The 15520-nt window shown below is 47.7% G+C and carries 18 protein-coding genes; 6 read left to right on the top strand and 12 right to left on the bottom strand.

The annotated features are described in order from the left end of the window. Window positions 1–10: 10 nt before the first annotated feature. The 5 genes from rfbD to NQ534_RS03980 all read right to left on the bottom strand — a co-directional run bounded on the left by rfbD (window position 11) and on the right by NQ534_RS03980 (window position 3868). A complete protein-coding gene (rfbD, locus tag NQ534_RS03960; RefSeq protein ID WP_006862270.1) occupies window positions 11–952 on the bottom strand; it encodes a dTDP-4-dehydrorhamnose reductase in 942 nt (313 codons plus the stop codon). 27 nt (window positions 953–979) lie between these two features. Further along, the gene (locus tag NQ534_RS03965) at window positions 980–1921 is read right to left on the bottom strand and encodes a glycosyltransferase family 2 protein (RefSeq protein ID WP_006862271.1); all 942 of its coding nucleotides are present in this window, start codon (window positions 1919–1921) and stop codon (window positions 980–982) included. Window positions 1922–2305: 384 nt separating this feature from the next. After that, window positions 2306–2470, bottom strand: coding sequence for a hypothetical protein (locus NQ534_RS03970; protein ID WP_157200734.1), 165 nt, complete (start codon window positions 2468–2470; stop codon window positions 2306–2308). Window positions 2471–2505: 35 nt separating this feature from the next. Further along, window positions 2506–2850: a sporulation initiation factor Spo0A C-terminal domain-containing protein gene (locus NQ534_RS03975; protein ID WP_006862274.1), complete on the bottom strand. Its 345-nt coding sequence runs from the start codon at window positions 2848–2850 to the stop codon at window positions 2506–2508. A 112-nt stretch (window positions 2851–2962) separates the two neighbouring features. Beyond that, a complete protein-coding gene (locus NQ534_RS03980; RefSeq protein WP_006862275.1) occupies window positions 2963–3868 on the bottom strand; it encodes a LysR family transcriptional regulator in 906 nt (301 codons plus the stop codon). Between the two features lie 102 nt (window positions 3869–3970). Between NQ534_RS03980 and NQ534_RS03985 the strand changes: the two genes are divergently transcribed. The 3 genes from NQ534_RS03985 to NQ534_RS03995 all read left to right on the top strand — a co-directional run bounded on the left by NQ534_RS03985 (window position 3971) and on the right by NQ534_RS03995 (window position 5551). Further along, window positions 3971–4474 carry a flavodoxin gene (locus NQ534_RS03985; RefSeq protein ID WP_006862276.1) on the top strand — a complete coding sequence of 168 codons (504 nt, stop codon included), beginning with the start codon at window positions 3971–3973 and terminating at the stop codon, window positions 4472–4474. A 12-nt stretch (window positions 4475–4486) separates the two neighbouring features. After that, entirely contained in the window at window positions 4487–4897 is a 411-nt protein-coding gene (locus NQ534_RS03990; protein ID WP_006862277.1) for a cupin domain-containing protein, read from the top strand. A 111-nt stretch (window positions 4898–5008) separates the two neighbouring features. Further along, window positions 5009–5551 (top strand): Uma2 family endonuclease, encoded by a 543-nt coding sequence (locus NQ534_RS03995; protein ID WP_006862278.1) that lies wholly within the window; start codon window positions 5009–5011, stop codon window positions 5549–5551. Window positions 5552–7079: 1528 nt separating this feature from the next. Here NQ534_RS03995 and NQ534_RS04000 read toward each other — a convergent pair. The 4 genes from NQ534_RS04000 to NQ534_RS04015 all read right to left on the bottom strand — a co-directional run bounded on the left by NQ534_RS04000 (window position 7080) and on the right by NQ534_RS04015 (window position 9190). Next, entirely contained in the window at window positions 7080–8021 is a 942-nt protein-coding gene (locus NQ534_RS04000) for a tyrosine-type recombinase/integrase (RefSeq protein WP_006864686.1), read from the bottom strand. 136 nt (window positions 8022–8157) lie between these two features. After that, window positions 8158–8622 carry a 6TM ABC transporter family protein gene (locus tag NQ534_RS04005; protein WP_006864685.1) on the bottom strand — a complete coding sequence of 155 codons (465 nt, stop codon included), beginning with the start codon at window positions 8620–8622 and terminating at the stop codon, window positions 8158–8160. Beyond that, complete coding sequence (locus tag NQ534_RS04010; RefSeq protein ID WP_006864684.1) at window positions 8607–8855, bottom strand: hypothetical protein; 249 nt, start codon at window positions 8853–8855, stop codon at window positions 8607–8609. Before NQ534_RS04010 ends, NQ534_RS04005 begins: the two co-directional genes overlap by 16 nt. After that, on the bottom strand, window positions 8852–9190 hold the full coding sequence (locus NQ534_RS04015; protein ID WP_006864683.1) for a hypothetical protein: 339 nt from the start codon (window positions 9188–9190) through the stop codon (window positions 8852–8854). The genes NQ534_RS04010 and NQ534_RS04015 overlap by 4 nt, the downstream gene beginning before the upstream one ends. 359 nt (window positions 9191–9549) lie before the next feature. On the opposite strand from NQ534_RS04015, the gene NQ534_RS04020 reads away from it, so the two are divergent. The 3 genes from NQ534_RS04020 to NQ534_RS04030 all read left to right on the top strand — a co-directional run bounded on the left by NQ534_RS04020 (window position 9550) and on the right by NQ534_RS04030 (window position 12228). Next, entirely contained in the window at window positions 9550–9765 is a 216-nt protein-coding gene (locus NQ534_RS04020) for a helix-turn-helix domain-containing protein (protein WP_006864682.1), read from the top strand. A 163-nt stretch (window positions 9766–9928) separates the two neighbouring features. Beyond that, window positions 9929–10471, top strand: a complete 543-nt coding sequence (locus NQ534_RS04025; protein ID WP_006864680.1) for a Uma2 family endonuclease — start codon at window positions 9929–9931, stop codon at window positions 10469–10471. Between the two features lie 1271 nt (window positions 10472–11742). After that, window positions 11743–12228: a QueT transporter family protein gene (locus tag NQ534_RS04030; RefSeq protein WP_006861010.1), complete on the top strand. Its 486-nt coding sequence runs from the start codon at window positions 11743–11745 to the stop codon at window positions 12226–12228. A gap of 297 nt (window positions 12229–12525) precedes the next feature. Here NQ534_RS04030 and cdd read toward each other — a convergent pair whose 3' ends face one another. From cdd to relB, 3 genes are all read right to left on the bottom strand, one after another. After that, window positions 12526–12939, bottom strand: coding sequence for a cytidine deaminase (cdd, locus tag NQ534_RS04035; RefSeq protein ID WP_040782289.1), 414 nt, complete (start codon window positions 12937–12939; stop codon window positions 12526–12528). An 85-nt stretch (window positions 12940–13024) separates the two neighbouring features. Further along, the gene (locus NQ534_RS04040) at window positions 13025–14197 is read right to left on the bottom strand and encodes an NAD(P)-dependent malic enzyme (RefSeq protein WP_006861008.1); all 1173 of its coding nucleotides are present in this window, start codon (window positions 14195–14197) and stop codon (window positions 13025–13027) included. A gap of 175 nt (window positions 14198–14372) precedes the next feature. Next, window positions 14373–15452 (bottom strand): type II toxin-antitoxin system RelB family anti-toxin, encoded by a 1080-nt coding sequence (gene relB / locus NQ534_RS04045; RefSeq protein ID WP_006861007.1) that lies wholly within the window; start codon window positions 15450–15452, stop codon window positions 14373–14375. Between the last annotated feature and the right edge of the window lie 68 nt (window positions 15453–15520).

Genomic DNA, 15520 nt, shown 5'->3' on the forward strand with positions numbered 1-15520 from the left:
CTTCCTCCCATCATATATCAATCGCCTGCAGATAGCGGTGCAGGGCATCCTGCCAGACCGGCAGCGGCGTAAAGCCGTTTTCCGCCAGTTTTCTTTTATCCAGGCGGGAATTAAAGGGGCGCTTCGCTTTTGACACACCGTATTCCTCCGTCGTGACAGGGCATACCTTTACATGCTCTTCGCTGTACTCCTTATGCCCCATCGCCTCCGCCTGACGGAATATTTCCTTCGTAAACTCATACCAGCTGATGTAGCCGCCCTCATTTGTCGCATGGTAGTAACCGTACTTTTCCGTCTCAATCATGTCGACCAGCAGACGCGCCAGATCATAGGTATAGGTGGGCGTTCCAACCTGGTCGCTTACCACACGGATGGTATCGTATTTTTTTCCGAGGTTCAGCATCGTGCGGATAAAATTCTTTCCATTTACGCCAAACACCCAGGCGATACGCACAATAAAAAACTTCTCCAGCTGCTCCGCCACGGCAAGCTCGCCCTCCAGCTTCGTCTGCCCGTAAACATTCAGCGGCTTATAAGCTTTGCAGTCCGGCTCCCAGGGCTCTGTGCCCTGCCCGTCAAACACATAATCCGTGGAAAGATACAGCATTTTGCAGTCCAGCATTTTGCAGACGCGGGCGATATTGTCCGTCCCCGTCGCATTAACCAGCCGCACCTTCTCCACTTTGTCATCGTCCTCCGCCAGATCAACCGCCGTCCACGCCGCACAGTGCACCACCGCGTCCGGAGCTGCCTCCCGCAGAGTCCTCTCAACCGCCGCCGCGTCGGTGATATCAAGCTGCACATACGGCATCTCTGTCACCGCGCTGCCATCCACAATTCCGCTGTACTGCGGCGCAATGTCGCTTCCAATCCCCTCGTGCCCGCGCTTCGCCAGCTCGTTCATCACATCATGTCCGAGCTGCCCGCCGACACCAGTCACAAAAACCTTCATAATCCCTTCCTCCGAAAATATCTTATTTTATCCGTTCTGCGCATCTATCCGGCTGTCTATCTTTCTGGATATCAGATACCGCGGTCTGCCCTTTACTTCCTCATAAATCTTGGAAATATAGTATCCGATAATGCCAAGGCTTATCATAATAATACTGCCGATCAATAAAATCAGCAGAATCACCGTCGTAAAGCCTTCCACCGCATGTCCCATAAAATACTTTATCAGCGTCTGGATGCCAAGCACGATTCCAAGCAGAAATACCGCAATCCCGGCAAATGTCACAACTTGCATGGGTGCAGAAGAAAACGCCACGATATTGGTGACAGCATACTTTATCAACGACCGTGTCGACCATTTGGATTCCCCTTCGGTGCGCTCCTGCACATCAAATTCCACCGATGTGGAACGGAAACCGATCCACGAAGACAGCGCCCGGAAAAATGCATTGCGCTCCGGCATTTCCAGAATCGCTTCCACCGCCCGCCGGTCCATCAGCTTAAAGTCCGACGCGCGCGACATATCTATCCCGACCGCTTTGGAAATAATCCTGTAAAACAGCCCCGCGCTCGCCCTATGCAGCGCGCTTTCCTTTCCGCGCGTTCTTTTTACGCCTTCCACAACCTCATAGCCATCTTCCCAGAGACGGTACATTTCCACCAGCGTCTCCGGCGGATGCTGCAGGTCGCAGTCCATCACAACGCAGCAATCGCCCTTTGCATTGGCAAGTCCGGCAAACATCGCCGCCTCTTTTCCAAAATTACGCGAAAAGTGAACCCCCGTAATATGCGGGTTTTCCTTCGCTGTTTCCTCAATCTTTCTCCATGTTGTATCCTTTGAGCCATCATCCACAAACACAAGCTCATAAGAAATCCGGGCGTCATCCAGCACCTTTCCTATTTCCTGTGCAGCCCGGACAATCATTTTTTCCTCATTATACGCCGGCAGAACAACAGACAGCATTTTCATAGCCAGCACTTCCTTTCTGAATTCAAGCCGCTCTGTTTTGCAGAACAGCGCTTATCCGGACTGTTTCCTTTCTTTCTGTCATGTTTCCGGACGTTATGCTGTTCGAAAGCATTATATCATAGGATATGCCTGTTTGCCATACCCAAAATATTTCTTTATACGTTTTTAAGAAATTTTTATTATTTTATTGACATCATAAATATTTTATGATACCATCTTTTTAATCAATTATGTTTTTACAAAGAACGTGCCAAAAATGTGCCGCATAAGCAACATCCCTCCCGATATAAGAAAAACAGCAGGTCCGGCACATAAGAAAAAACGGCAAAAGATATCCGCTGATATCCTTTCTGCCGTTGCTCTTCCTTTGTTTTTATATGAATTTTACAGATGAATGTGTCCCACCGAATGGCTGTACTCTGCCGGATAGATGTATCCCACCGGATAGCTGTACTTTGCCGGATAGATGTATCCCACCGGATAACTGTACTTTGCCGGATAGATATATCCCACCGGATAGCTGTACTTTGCCGGATAGATATATCCCATTGGATGACTGTACTCTGCCGGATGCATTTTCCGGTTCAGTTTTGCGATTTTTCATTTTCCAGAACGCGGACGATGATTCCGATAAATTCTTTCGGATACGGTTTCTGCGCTTCCCACGCGGAGCAGCCCGTCCACTCGATAATCCGCTCTTTTCCGCCGTTATTCCAGAAATGGTCGCGTAAAGTACGGATATCTTTATTCACGTTTGAAAGAGTGGTATGATTTGCCTCTGCAATCGGAGTGTAAATCTGTTTGCACACATCCGTCAGCCGTTCCGGATTTTCCGCTGCAAGCATTACAGCCTGTACAAAATAGGAATACCCTTTATAATGCTCAAATGCACCGACACTGTAAAGCAAGCTCTCAATCTTGTCTTTCATAGCAAATTTCTCCTTTGTAAAATTTTCTTTTATCTTACGGAGAATTTACATATATTTCCACTCTTTAGCCATTATTAAACTTTTATAGACCAGAAAATGCTTTTGCCATATTCTATTCCCTCTGCTTCTCAATTCCCGCTTCTTTCACCACATTCACAAAACGCAGCACATCCTCCGGCGCGTTCAAGCTGTATAAAAGCCCGTAAGGAATGCTGTAGTCCCAGTTTACCGGAACCGAGACCAGGCCGGGATGCACATCCTGCCAGCATTCGATGGTAAGCAGCACATTGCCCGTTTCCGCACAGCGGTTAAAAACAGACATATCGTAAAACTGTGGCGTATCTTCGATATGTATCTGCGGATGATTCCGTTCCAGGTCATTGCGGATAAAATCATTGACCCCGGAATCCCCGCGCGCAACCATCATCAGCGTTTCTCCGTACAGATCCTTAACATCAATCCGCTTTCTCGAAGCAAGACGGTGTCCTCCCGGTACCGCCACCATTTTCCGGTATCTGCCAAGCGGCAGAAATCTGCAGAGCGACAGCCACGCTTTCGAATCGCACACTCCTATCAGAAAATCAAACTTTTTCCCAAGCTGCCCGATTTCAGACAGGATGCCCTCATGATTGTCCTCAAAAGGCACCAGATGAAGCTTATAATCAGGAAAGCTTTTGTTTACGCGATACCACAGATCCATAAAAGGCTTTGCCGGATTCAGCAGAGACGTGCCCACGCAGAATGTCGTATCATAGGAATGTGCGGCGGCATTTGCATCCGCAATGGATTTTCGTGAGTAATCTATCAGGAATTTTGCGTCCCTGTAAATCACTTCCCCCGCCGGAGTCAGACGGATGCCCGCCGGGGTCCGTTCAATCAGCTTCAGATTCAGATGTGCTTCCAGTGTGTTCATCTGTTTCATAACGGCAGTCGGCGAAATATACAGCTTCTCCGCCGCTTTTGTAAAGCTCCCGCAGTCGGCGGCAGCAATAAACGTATCCAGTAAGGGATTGTACATACAGCACCTCCATATAAACTTTTAGTTAATACTATTATAACCCGGCGGAGATTCCCTGTCAAGAAAATACGTGGTATAGTAAAGGCAGAAGGAGGTTGTGATATGGCAAAAGAACTGATTGCTTTTTATTCCAGAGCAGACGAAAATTATGTAAACGGCACAATCAAAACATTGAAGACCGGCAACACGGAGATTGCCGCCGGTATTATCCAGAAGCTGACAGGTGCGGATTTGTTTAAAATAGAACAGGTGAAGCCATACGCGAAAAGCTACAACGAATGCATCGCGCAGGCGCAGGCTGACCAGCAGAGAAACGCCCGCCCGGAGCTTTTGCATTACCCGGAGAGCATAAGCCAGTATGATGTTATTTATCTCGGCTATCCGAATTACTGGAGTACCATGCCGATGGCGGTCTTTACTTTTCTGGAGCATTTTGACTTCAGTCAGAAAATAATCCGTCCCTTCTGCACTCACGAGGGCAGCGGCATGGGCAGCAGCATCGGGGATATCCAGAGGCTCTGCCCGGCGGCAGTTGTAAAGGACGGTCTTGCTCTACGCGGCGGCAGCATCCTGCGCTCAGAGCATGAAATTGAAAAATGGATATAGGAGGTAATTATCATGAACGAAAAAGAAATGAGTGTTTTTCCGCAGGGCGGACCAAATGATGCTTTTGCGCAGTATTTTACCGGTCAGAGCTATCTTCATATGCTCTCCACCGAGCAGGTTTCCATCGGCAATGTAACCTTTGAGCCAAAATGTCGCAACAACTGGCATATCCATCAGGCTGCAAGCGGCGGCGGACAAATGCTGCTCGTTACTGCCGGCCGCGGATGGTATCAGGAATGGGGAAAGCCCGCAAGAGCGCTGCTCCCCGGCGATGTTGTCCATATTCCTGCCGGGGTAAAGCACTGGCATGGCGCAGCAGCCGATTCCTGGTTCCAGCATCTGGCAATCGAAGTGCCGGGCGAAAACTGCAAAACGCAGTGGTGCGAGCCGGTTTCTGATGAAGAATACGAAAATTTGCAATAATTTACTCCGTTAAAATAATCCTTGCATCCTGCCGCCGGATAAATTATAGTTAAGTTATCGGAGCAGCACGGTACTGTTTTCAGAACATTACCTATGAAAGGATGTGTTACAATGCCATTACCGCAGGAAAAGACCTATACCATTGATGATATTTATGCCTTGCCGGAAGGAACGCGCGCAGAGCTGATAGATGGTCAGATTCATTACATGGCTCCTCCAGGCAGAAAACACCAGAGAATAATATTATTTTTAAGCCGTCTTATTGCAGATTATATTGATAACAAAAACGGAAATTGCGAGGTAAATATTGCCCCCTTTGCAGTTTATCTGGATGAAAAAAATTCCACCTATGTTGAACCGGATATCTCCGTTGTCTGCGACAAAAACAAGCTCAATGACAGGGGCTGCAACGGCGCACCCGACTGGATTATTGAGGTCGTCTCACCCGGCAGCAGGCGCATGGATTATTTCATCAAACTATTTAAATACCGCTCTGCCGGTGTCCGGGAATACTGGATTGTGGACCCGGATAAAAACCGCATTCTCGTTTATGATTTTGACCGGGAGGAAACTGGAGATTATACATTTTCTGATTCCGTCAGTGCTGGTATATACGATGATTTTTCCATCAATTTTTCCGGGCTTCACTTTTAATTCTCTGCGCCCTGCGCGGACAGAATGCACTTAACAGGAAACAGGTCAATCCAAAATGGGCTTTACCCCATTCTGTCCGTGGAAATGAAGGTTTCCAGACTTGCTTTTCCATTTTGGGAATCACTCATTTTTGAGCAAAGGACTTTCTTCCACTTTTGGAAATTACTCAATTTTGAGTAAATCCCTTGCATCCTGCTGCCAGATGTGCTATATTGAAAACAGAAAAGGGAAGCCAGAGACACGGCTTACCCGAATATTAAAGCTTAACCTTTTAAAGGTCAGCCGTCATTATTGCGAGTAATGGCGGCTATTTTCGTCTTTCCTTGAAAACTGTATAACACAATCCCACAAGGGCACAAATGAATACCCCAATCTGAATCAAATCAGAGTATGTAACATACATTGGCAACGCCCTCCTTTCTTTTCAGTCTGGAGGGTTAGCCCCTCCGATAAAAAAGAGGGTAAGCCGCCCGGCTCTGGTTTCCCATGTCCCAAGTATAACACATGTCTGTGTTTTTATCAATCTCTATATATTCTTTCCAACATTTATTTTGCTTTTATCCGCATCCATATATTTTTTGATTTCTTTTATGGAAAATGCCTCACCTCTTCCGGATTTATACGGCAGCAGGTATCCTGCAAATACTCCGGTTTAAAATCGGGAAATTCATTCCAATTCCCCTTTCGTCCGATCCCACAGTCTATCGCATCACAGCACCCGATTTCCACTTTTATTCCCCGCACCTTTATATTTCTACCCTAAAGGCATTATAAACCGGATTTACCTGTTTTCATGCCCGGTACACGGTCTTTTCCAACTACTTTCCGTACAATCTCACTGCCATCTGCTGCCCGGAAACAACCGTCCCGATGATTTTTCGCTGTTTCCTCGCTGTCCAATCTGCTCTCATGCCTGCTATGTCCTAAGAAATATCTTTGGCAGCAGGCTTTTGTAGGTACCACTAATTCAAATCCGATAACTACAAGCCCCATATCACTTTTAGCTGGTTCAGCAGTCTCATATGTTCAGATGTGTCCCTGTCCGGATTGCTGTCTGGATAGAAGCGTTTTAACTTATAGCAGATACAGTAGAAATCATTGTGGGTACGGCTTGCATTTTCCTAAACATTATGCTATACTCTCTTTCGTTGCAAAGCCCTTGCGAACAGCCTGTCACTGACAGCCTGCTCTGCCCACTGAGGCGAAAACCAAGGTCTTACGGGGCTTGCCGCCGATTCCCGGCGTCCGGTTAAATACGCTGTATTTAACCCTCGCGGCATTCGCCAGATGGACACACAAGTGTGCCCGCCCGGCTCATTGCCCACGGGAATGAATCGAGTGTTCGAGACCTTCCACTCGTAAAACAAAACTTCATAGCCCGTTATTTTATCTTGCTTTATCAAGATGCTTGAATGCCCGGAAATACAGTGTTTCCAGGCTTTTTCTTTTATCTTCTTCCATCCCTGTTCATGCAGTTTGGTACTTTTTTGGTACAGTAATGCAATCAAAAAAGAGGGGAAACATCCCCTCAAAATACATTTGCAATCTTCTCCATTTCGTCCGCTTTTGTGTCTGGCAATACATGACTATATAAATCCATCGTCATTGCAAGTGAGCTGTGCCCCAGAATCGTTTTCAGTACCTGCGGCTGCATTCCTGCTTCAATGGCTCTGGTAGCAAATGTATGCCGGAATACATGTGGTGTGATACGTTCAAACTCATGGCCTGCAGCATGAATCTGTTTGATAATACGTTCAATCTCAGCCTGCACCCGGTCCCTGCTCAATGGTTCGCCGTTCTCATTGCAAAACAAATAACTGTCGAGCCGCGTCACTTTGAAGCCCCAGTACCGTTTCTGCGCTTCCAGCAGCTCCAGAATATCTTTTGTCAGAGGTATATCGCGCTTTGAGGTCCTTGTTTTCGGGGTATCCTCCAGATATCCCTGCCCCTCAATATATTTTAATGTTCTCTGTACATGGATAACATTCTTTTTTCTGTCAATGTCCGTATACTTTAACCCCCGGATTTCACCGCTTCTCATTCCCGTGCGGAGCATCACCGCAAATAAATTGTATAAGTAACTGTCCTTTGCGTATTCCACGAATAATGCCTGCTGCATACAGCCATTTAATACAGCAGATACTACTTTGATACTGGAAAGAGCATAATCCTCCTGCGCCAGTTCATTATAAAGTTTCTGGATATGTTCACCCCGAATATCTGCTATTTTCCTGCTACCAAGCCTTTCTTTTATGGCGCAGTCAAAATATTTTCTATAACTTGTATATGTTCCGATTTTTATCCGGTTCTTTTTATATTGCTCCATCCAGGTATCAAACCACTCTGCAAGTGTAATGTTCTGCTTCGCCACAAACAGCCCGTGTTCCAGCCGGTATTTAAGCTCTGTAACCTGTTTCTGCACATCTGCAATCGTTTTCCCGTGAATAAAATACCGCTGTCCCTTTATCATCGGACGCCCGCAATCCCATTTTTCTACGGCTCGTCATCCTGGACGGTCCGGAACAGGCACCCGCATTTGAAATGCGCGCTCCTGCATGTCCCGGACATTTTACCGCTTCAAATTAATCCTCTGGCAAAGAAATCTATCATATCTGTTTTTTCTTTACTCTGATAACAGTCCGCAATGGTTCTTTGTATTCTTCCGGTCTGTATTCCCCAACCTCTGCTACCGTAACGGTACGTACTCCCTGCCGTGTATGTACAACAGCCCTGTCGCCTGCTGCCGCGCAGTCATTCAGTGCTTCCAGCAGCCTCCATGTGTACAGCCTGCCGCTTTTCCTGTGATACGCCCTTATAATCTGCTGTTTCCCATATCTGACAGGAACATGCGTCAGCTCATGCTCCAGTGCCAGCAGATACCAACAGTAACCGTCTATCAGATAGCCCTGTGAATCCAGTACAATATCAGATTCCGCCAGACCATTTCTGGCATACTGCCAGGATTTTTCCTCATACTTTCCGGTGCGCGGCGGATTTTCTGCAAAGCAGGGGTAAATCTTCACCTCTCCGATTTTCATGCTCCTGTATCCTTCTGTCATTTTTTCAACCATATTCCTTCCGGAAATCTTGTCCCCAGATTCAGCCCGCCAAGGAATGCATTTCTTTCAGCAGCCTGCACCGCGCGGATAATATGGTTTTCTATAAACACTTCACCTGCTGCCGATGTGCCGAAATATTTTCCAACAGAACAGGTACCTTCCTTGATTTCCGGCAAATCATCTGTCCTTCCGGAGCACCACCAGTCGAAAAGTACATCCTGCAAGTTTCCTTTCATCATCTTCACCCCTGTCCTGCTGCAGTCTCTGCCACCTGTGAACGTCCGAAGAACCGCGCCCTGTAAACTGCCCCGTCCCCTCTGCTTCCCCATACCAGTTCCGCATCAAACAGGGACCTGCTGCCGTGGATTACCTCATAACCGAGACTTTTCCAGCCGCTCCATGTGTTTGTTTCCTCTGTGACGCCTGCTGCATCTTTCGCGCGTTCAATGCGCTTCCGGTTGGTTTCAGCAGCTTTCGCGGATAACCATGCCCTGTGGAGCGCTTCAGCGAATGTGATTTCCGCTTTCCGGAAAAGCTCCCACGCCTTTTTCATTATCCTGCTTAAATCGTATTTTTTCATGTGCCATCCTTTCCCGGAACAGCCCCGGCAGGTCTTAAAGCTATCTTAGGTATCTCTGACCATCTCATTATCCCCTTACCCTTGCCCGGTGTTATGTGGTTGTCTCCGGTACGCTTGCGCCACTTCGTTTTCAACCTTCGCTGTTCTGTATCTCTTTGTTATGAATACATTATAGCACTAACTCTAGTACGTGTCTATTGACTTTTTCACTAAAGTTAGTACGTTTCTCTGGTACTATCTTTGTGTATATTGACACTAGACTTAGTACGTGACAAATGATATAATATGATTGTAAAATGGAAAAGGTGTATCTTTATTTCAACACCCCATTTACAGAAAAAATGAAAGAAGGTGTATAAATGGGTATCAGCTTCAAAAAATTAGAGATTCTATTAACTGAAAACGGGAAAACTTTTTATAGTCTCCGCAAAGATAAAATTGTCGGTACCGAAACTATAAAGAAATTGCAGCAAGGTTATGGCATTATCGACACACGCACAATCAGTAATCTTTGCGAATATTTGAACTGTCAACCGGGAGACTTAATGGAATATGTGCCGGACAAGACTGAATAACCGCTCTATTTGCCCCGTATCCGTCACGGGCAGGAACGTGCCCATTTTTAAGCGTCTTCCGCTTAAATAACCCTTGCGTCCTGCTGCCGGATAAACTATAGTTAAGATATCAGAACAGCACGCTGCTATTTTCAAAGCATTACCCATGAAAGGATGTGTTACAATGCCATTACCGCAAGAAAAAACCTATACCATTGATGATATTTATGCCTTGCCAGAAGGAACGCGCGCGGAGCTGATAGACGGTCAGATTTATTACATGGCTCCTCCAAGCAGGCGCCACCAGGAAATTGTTGGTGAACTTTATACCAGTATTAACAATTACATCAAATCCAGAAGCGGCTCCTGCAAAGCGTATATTGCCCCGTTCGCCGTGTTTCTGAATGAAGATGGCAGAAACTATGTCGAACCGGATGTCTCTGTTGTCTGCGACAAAAGCAAGCTCAATGACAGAGGCTGTACCGGCGCACCGGATTGGATTATTGAGGTCGTTTCACCCGGCAGCAGGCGCATGGATTATATGACCAAACTTTTCAAATACCGCTCTGCCGGCGTCCGCGAATACTGGATTGTGGATTCGGATAAAAACCGTATCTCTGTTTATAATTTTCCCTCTGACAGTATAGAAGAGTATTCCTTTTCCGATTCCGTCAGAGCTGGTATATACGATGATTTTTCCATCAGTTTTTCCGAGCTGCGCTTTTAATTTTCTGCGCCCTGTGCGGACAGAATGTACTTAACAGGAAACAGGTCAATCCAAAATGGGCTTTACCCCATACTGTCCGTGGAAATGAAGGTTTCCAGACTTGCTTTTCCATTTTGGGAATCGCTCATTTTTGAGCAAAAGACTTTCTTCCTTTTGGGGAAATTACTCATTTTTGAGTAAATCCCTTGCATCCTGCTGCCAGATGTGCTATATTGAAAACAGAAAAGGGAAGCCAGAGACACGGCTTACCCTCAATACATTAGCTTAATTTTTACGTCAAGCCGTCATTATTGCGAGTAATGGCGGCTATTTTCGTCTTTCCTTGAAAACTGTATAACACAATCCCACAAGGGCACAAATGAATATCCCAATCTGAATCAAATCAGAGTATGTAACATACATTGGCAACGCCCTCCTTTCTTTTCAGTCTGGAGGGTTAGCCCCTCCGATAAAAAAGAGGGTAAGCCGCCCGGCTCTGGTTTCCCATGTCCCAAGTATAACACATGTCTGTGTTTTTATCAATCTCTATATATTCTTTCCAACATTTATTTTGTTTTTATCCGTATCCATATATTTTTTGATTTCTTTTATAGGAAATGCCTCACCTCTTCCGGATTTATACGGCAGCAGGTATCCTGCAAATACTCCGGTTTAAAATCGGGAAATTCATTCCAATTCCCCTTTCGTCTGGTCCCACAGTCTATCGCATCACAGAACCCGATTTCCACTTTTATTCCCCGCACCCTTATATTTCTACCCTAAAGGCATTATAAACCGGATTTACCTGTTTTCATGCCTGCTATGTCCTAAGAAATATCTTTGGCAGCAGGCTTTTGTAGATACCACTAATTCAAATCCGATAACTACAAGCCCCATATCACTTTTAGCTGGTTCAGCAGTCTCATATGTTCAGATGTGTCCCTGTCCGAATTGCTGTCTGGATAGAAGCGTTTTAACTTATAGCAGATACAGTAGAAATCATTGTGGGTACGGCTTGCATTTTCCTAAACATTATGCTATACTCTCTTTCGTTGCAAAGCCCTTGCGAACAGCCTGTCACTGACAGCCTGCTCTGCCCACTGAGGCGAAAACCAAGGTCTTACGGGGCTTGCCGCCGATTCCCGGCGTCCGGTTAAATACGCTGTATTTAACCCCCGCGGCATTCGCCAGATGGACACACAAGTGTGCCCGCCCGGCTCATTGCCCACGGGAATGAATCGAGTGTTCGAGACCTTCCACTCGTAAAACAAAACTAAAGGAGAAAACTGAATATGAGAGACAAAAAAGTGTTGTTTATTGTGCAGGCAGCGGCAATTGCTGCTATCTATGTGGTGCTTACGGTTGTTTTTGCACCGCTTGCCTTCGGGCAGGGGCAGATTCGTTTTGCGGAAGCCCTAACAATTCTTCCGTATTTTACGCCCGCAGCGATCCCCGGATTGTTTGTTGGCTGTATCATCGGGAATTTTCTGGGAGGAGCCATTCCGTTGGATATTGTCTGCGGCAGCATCGCCACACTGATCGGAGCGGTCGGTTCCTACGCATTGCGGAAGCAGAAATTCCTGGTTCCGGTTCCGCCTATTCTGGCAAACACCGTGGTAGTACCGTTTGTCCTTTTCTACGGATATGGCGTTAATCTTCCGATTCCTCTTATGATGCTGAGCGTCGGAGCAGGCGAAGTCATTTCCTGCGGAGTACTGGGACTTGTCATTCTGCTGGCACTTGATAAATACAAAAATGTAATCTTTAAAACAGCATAAAAAACCGGACAGTGTCGGGAATATTTTTTCCGTACACTGTCCGGTTTTTATTGCCTGTATATGCCACTTAACAAGTTGCTGTAACCTGCACACGTCTTCTGCCACATCACTGCAATACACGCACACTTGCCAGACATACGGTTGTAATCTGCACACATCTTCTGCCACATCACTGCACTACACGCACACCTGCCAGACATACGATTGTAATCTGCACGCATCTTCTGCCACATCACTGCAATACACGCACACTTGCCAGAATACGGTTGCAGCCTGCACGCCCATCCCGTCAAATCGTTATTTCAGATTTTCCGGTCCGAAGCCGAAGGGAAGCATTTCCTTCAAGGAGCGCCGGATATACTTATCCTTTCCATTCGCCAGAATTATCTGGAAGGTTTCCGGATCGCAGAATTCCATCATGACCTGGCGGCAGACGCCGCAGGGAGAGCAGAGCTCATCGCCATCTGTCCCTTCCGCTCCGCCAACGACTGCAATTTTATCAAATTCCCGTTCTCCATCGTAAATCGCCTTAAAGAAAGCCGTCCGCTCCGCACAGTTTGTCGGTGTATACGCTGCGTTTTCAATATTGCAGCCATGATAAATCCTGCCGCTCTTTGTAAGAAGCGCGGCTCCGACCTGAAAATGGGAGTATGGCACATAGGCGTGCTTCCTCGCTTTTTTCGCTTCCAGAATCAGTTCTGCATCCGTCATATCTTCCCTCCCTGCGCCTGCCATTTTTATTCATGCCGCGCCGCACCATCTGTTTTGTGCCGCGCTGCGCCCGCTTCCTGTTTTCTTATATACGCGCCACGCCGCTGTCACGCGCTGCCTGCGCGACTGCCGCAGCTACAGCCGGTCCCACCTTCTCATCGAAGGCATACGGGATGATATGCTCCGCGTCCAGTTCTTCCTCCGGAATCAGGTCCGCCAGCGCCTTTGCCGCCGCCATCTTCATTTCCTCGTTGATGTCGCTTGCGCGCACATCAAAAGTACCGCGGAAGATTCCCGGAAATGCCAGCACATTGTTAATCTGGTTCGGGAAGTCGCTGCGTCCGGTTGCAATCACCCGCGCGCCGCCCGCCTTTGCGTCCTCCGGGAAAATCTCCGGCGTCGGATTCGCGCACGCAAAAATAATCGCATCGCGGTTCATCGTTTTTACCATTTCCGTCGTCACAGTGCCGGGCGCCGATACGCCGATAAAGATGTCTGCGCCGACCAGCATATCCGCCAGCGTGCCCGCCCGTTTTTCCAGATTCGTCACCTGCGCCATTTCTTCCTTAATCCAGTTCAGCCCGTCGCGCCCCGCATAAATCGCTCCCTTGCGGTCACACATCGTAATATGCTGAAAGCCTGCCGCCAGCAGCAGCTTCACGATGGAAATCGCCGCCGCGCCCGCGCCGGAGGTCACAACCCGTACCTCCTCCTTCTTCTTTCCAACCACCTTCAGTGCATTTATCATGCCCGCCAGCGTAATGACCGCTGTTCCATGCTGGTCATCATGGAAAATCGGTATATCACAGCGCTCCTTCAGCTTGCGCTCAATTTCAAAGCAGCGCGGAGCGGAAATATCCTCCAGATTAATGCCGCCAAAAGACCCGGAAATCAGCGCGACCGTGTTTACAAACTCATCGACATCCTTCGTTTTCACGCAAAGCGGAAACGCATCTACATTGCCGAATGCTTTAAACAGCACGCATTTACCTTCCATAACCGGCATACCTGCCTCCGGACCGATATCGCCAAGACCGAGTACCGCCGAGCCGTCGGTGATGACCGCGCAGAGATTATGCCTTCTTGTCAGCTCATAAGATTTATTAATATCCTTCTGTATTTCCAGGCAGGGCTGTGCCACGCCCGGCGTATACGCCAGAGACAAATCATCCTTCGTGGATACCGGAACTCTGGATACAACCTCGATTTTTCCCTTCCATCCGGCATGGAGCTTCAGCGATTCTTCTGCATAATTCATATAGTTTCCTCCTGCATTTTATTGTTTGTGACAGCTCAGATGAGCTGCGCTGTCACCATTGTTCCTCTTCTGTTATACTAAAATTTACAGAAAAATGCAAGGAAAAAACACTACCGGCTGCGGTTTACATAAAGCTGATGTCAGATTCCGTTTGTGAAGAACAGTTTAAATTTTCTCACACCTGGCTGCGGTTTTCCAGACGTCTCCGATATTTTTCAATCAGCTCCCCAAACTCCTTATGCGGACGCAGGAAATCGTAATCCGGGCTGGTCTCCAGCTCCGCAAGAAGCGGCGGCAGAATTTTTTCCGCCATAGATACATTCGCTGCCACTTTCTCGTAAAGCTCATGGTACAGCACCGATTTGCTCATGTTCCACGGCTGGAAAGTCTGCTCCAGCATCTTCTCCAGAAGGCCCAGGGTTTCCTCTATATTCTCCTGCTTCCGCGCCACCGTCAGAGAACCGACCAGTCCGCTATAGCCCCACGCATCAAACAGTTCTGCCGCCTTCTGCGACTTTTCGGCAAGCTTTGCGGCATTTTCCGCATTTCCAAGCCCCAGCTCAAGCTCCACCATCCTCCACAAATTTCCCAGTACCTCTGTATTCATCTGCAGCATCATCCGCTCCACAAGCTTCAGCGCCTCCGCATATTTTCCCTGCTCCCTCCACAAATCCGCCTGCAGCATATTTTTGTCAAGCGGCTCCGTCTCCGGAAGCTTATCAATTATCTCCTGTGCTTTCTCATATTCTTTGCTCCCCAGGTATTTTGACGCCACCATATAACCAGTCCGGCAGCGGACTTTCTCATCATCGCAGTTCATTGCCTGCTCATACAGTGCCCTTGCGCGCTTCTGGCAGCGGCTTTTTTCCTCCGCGGAGATATCCGCCATGATAATGCTTCCATCCAGAAGCATCGCCATTCCCTCAATCAGCAGCCCGCAGTCCGGATATTCCTGTATCCGGCTCTCCGCCATAGCAAAGCCTGCCTCAACGCCGTTTTTTCCAATTTCCTTTGTCACTTCGTCCATATAACTGTTTATTTCCTTCTGCGTCAATGTTTCCCGGAAACAGAACAGGGTATTCAGATCCACCTTCAGCAGACGCGCAAGCGCAGCCGCCAGCGTAATGTCGGGATAAGTGTTTCCCTTCTCCCACTTATTTACCGCCGGTGCCGACACGCCCAGCCGTTCCGCAACCTGCTCCTGTGTAAGCCCAAGTGCCTTCCTTCTCTCCCGTATCACTGTATTCATTGGCATCTGTCCATCCTCCTTCGCCTGTCATAACATAAGCTCCGCGGCGCGCCCCGCACGGCTGTTCCCTCCGT

Origin of the sequence: Marvinbryantia formatexigens DSM 14469, assembly GCF_025148285.1 — a bacterium.
Taxonomy (GTDB): Bacteria; Bacillota; Clostridia; order Lachnospirales; family Lachnospiraceae; genus Marvinbryantia; species Marvinbryantia formatexigens.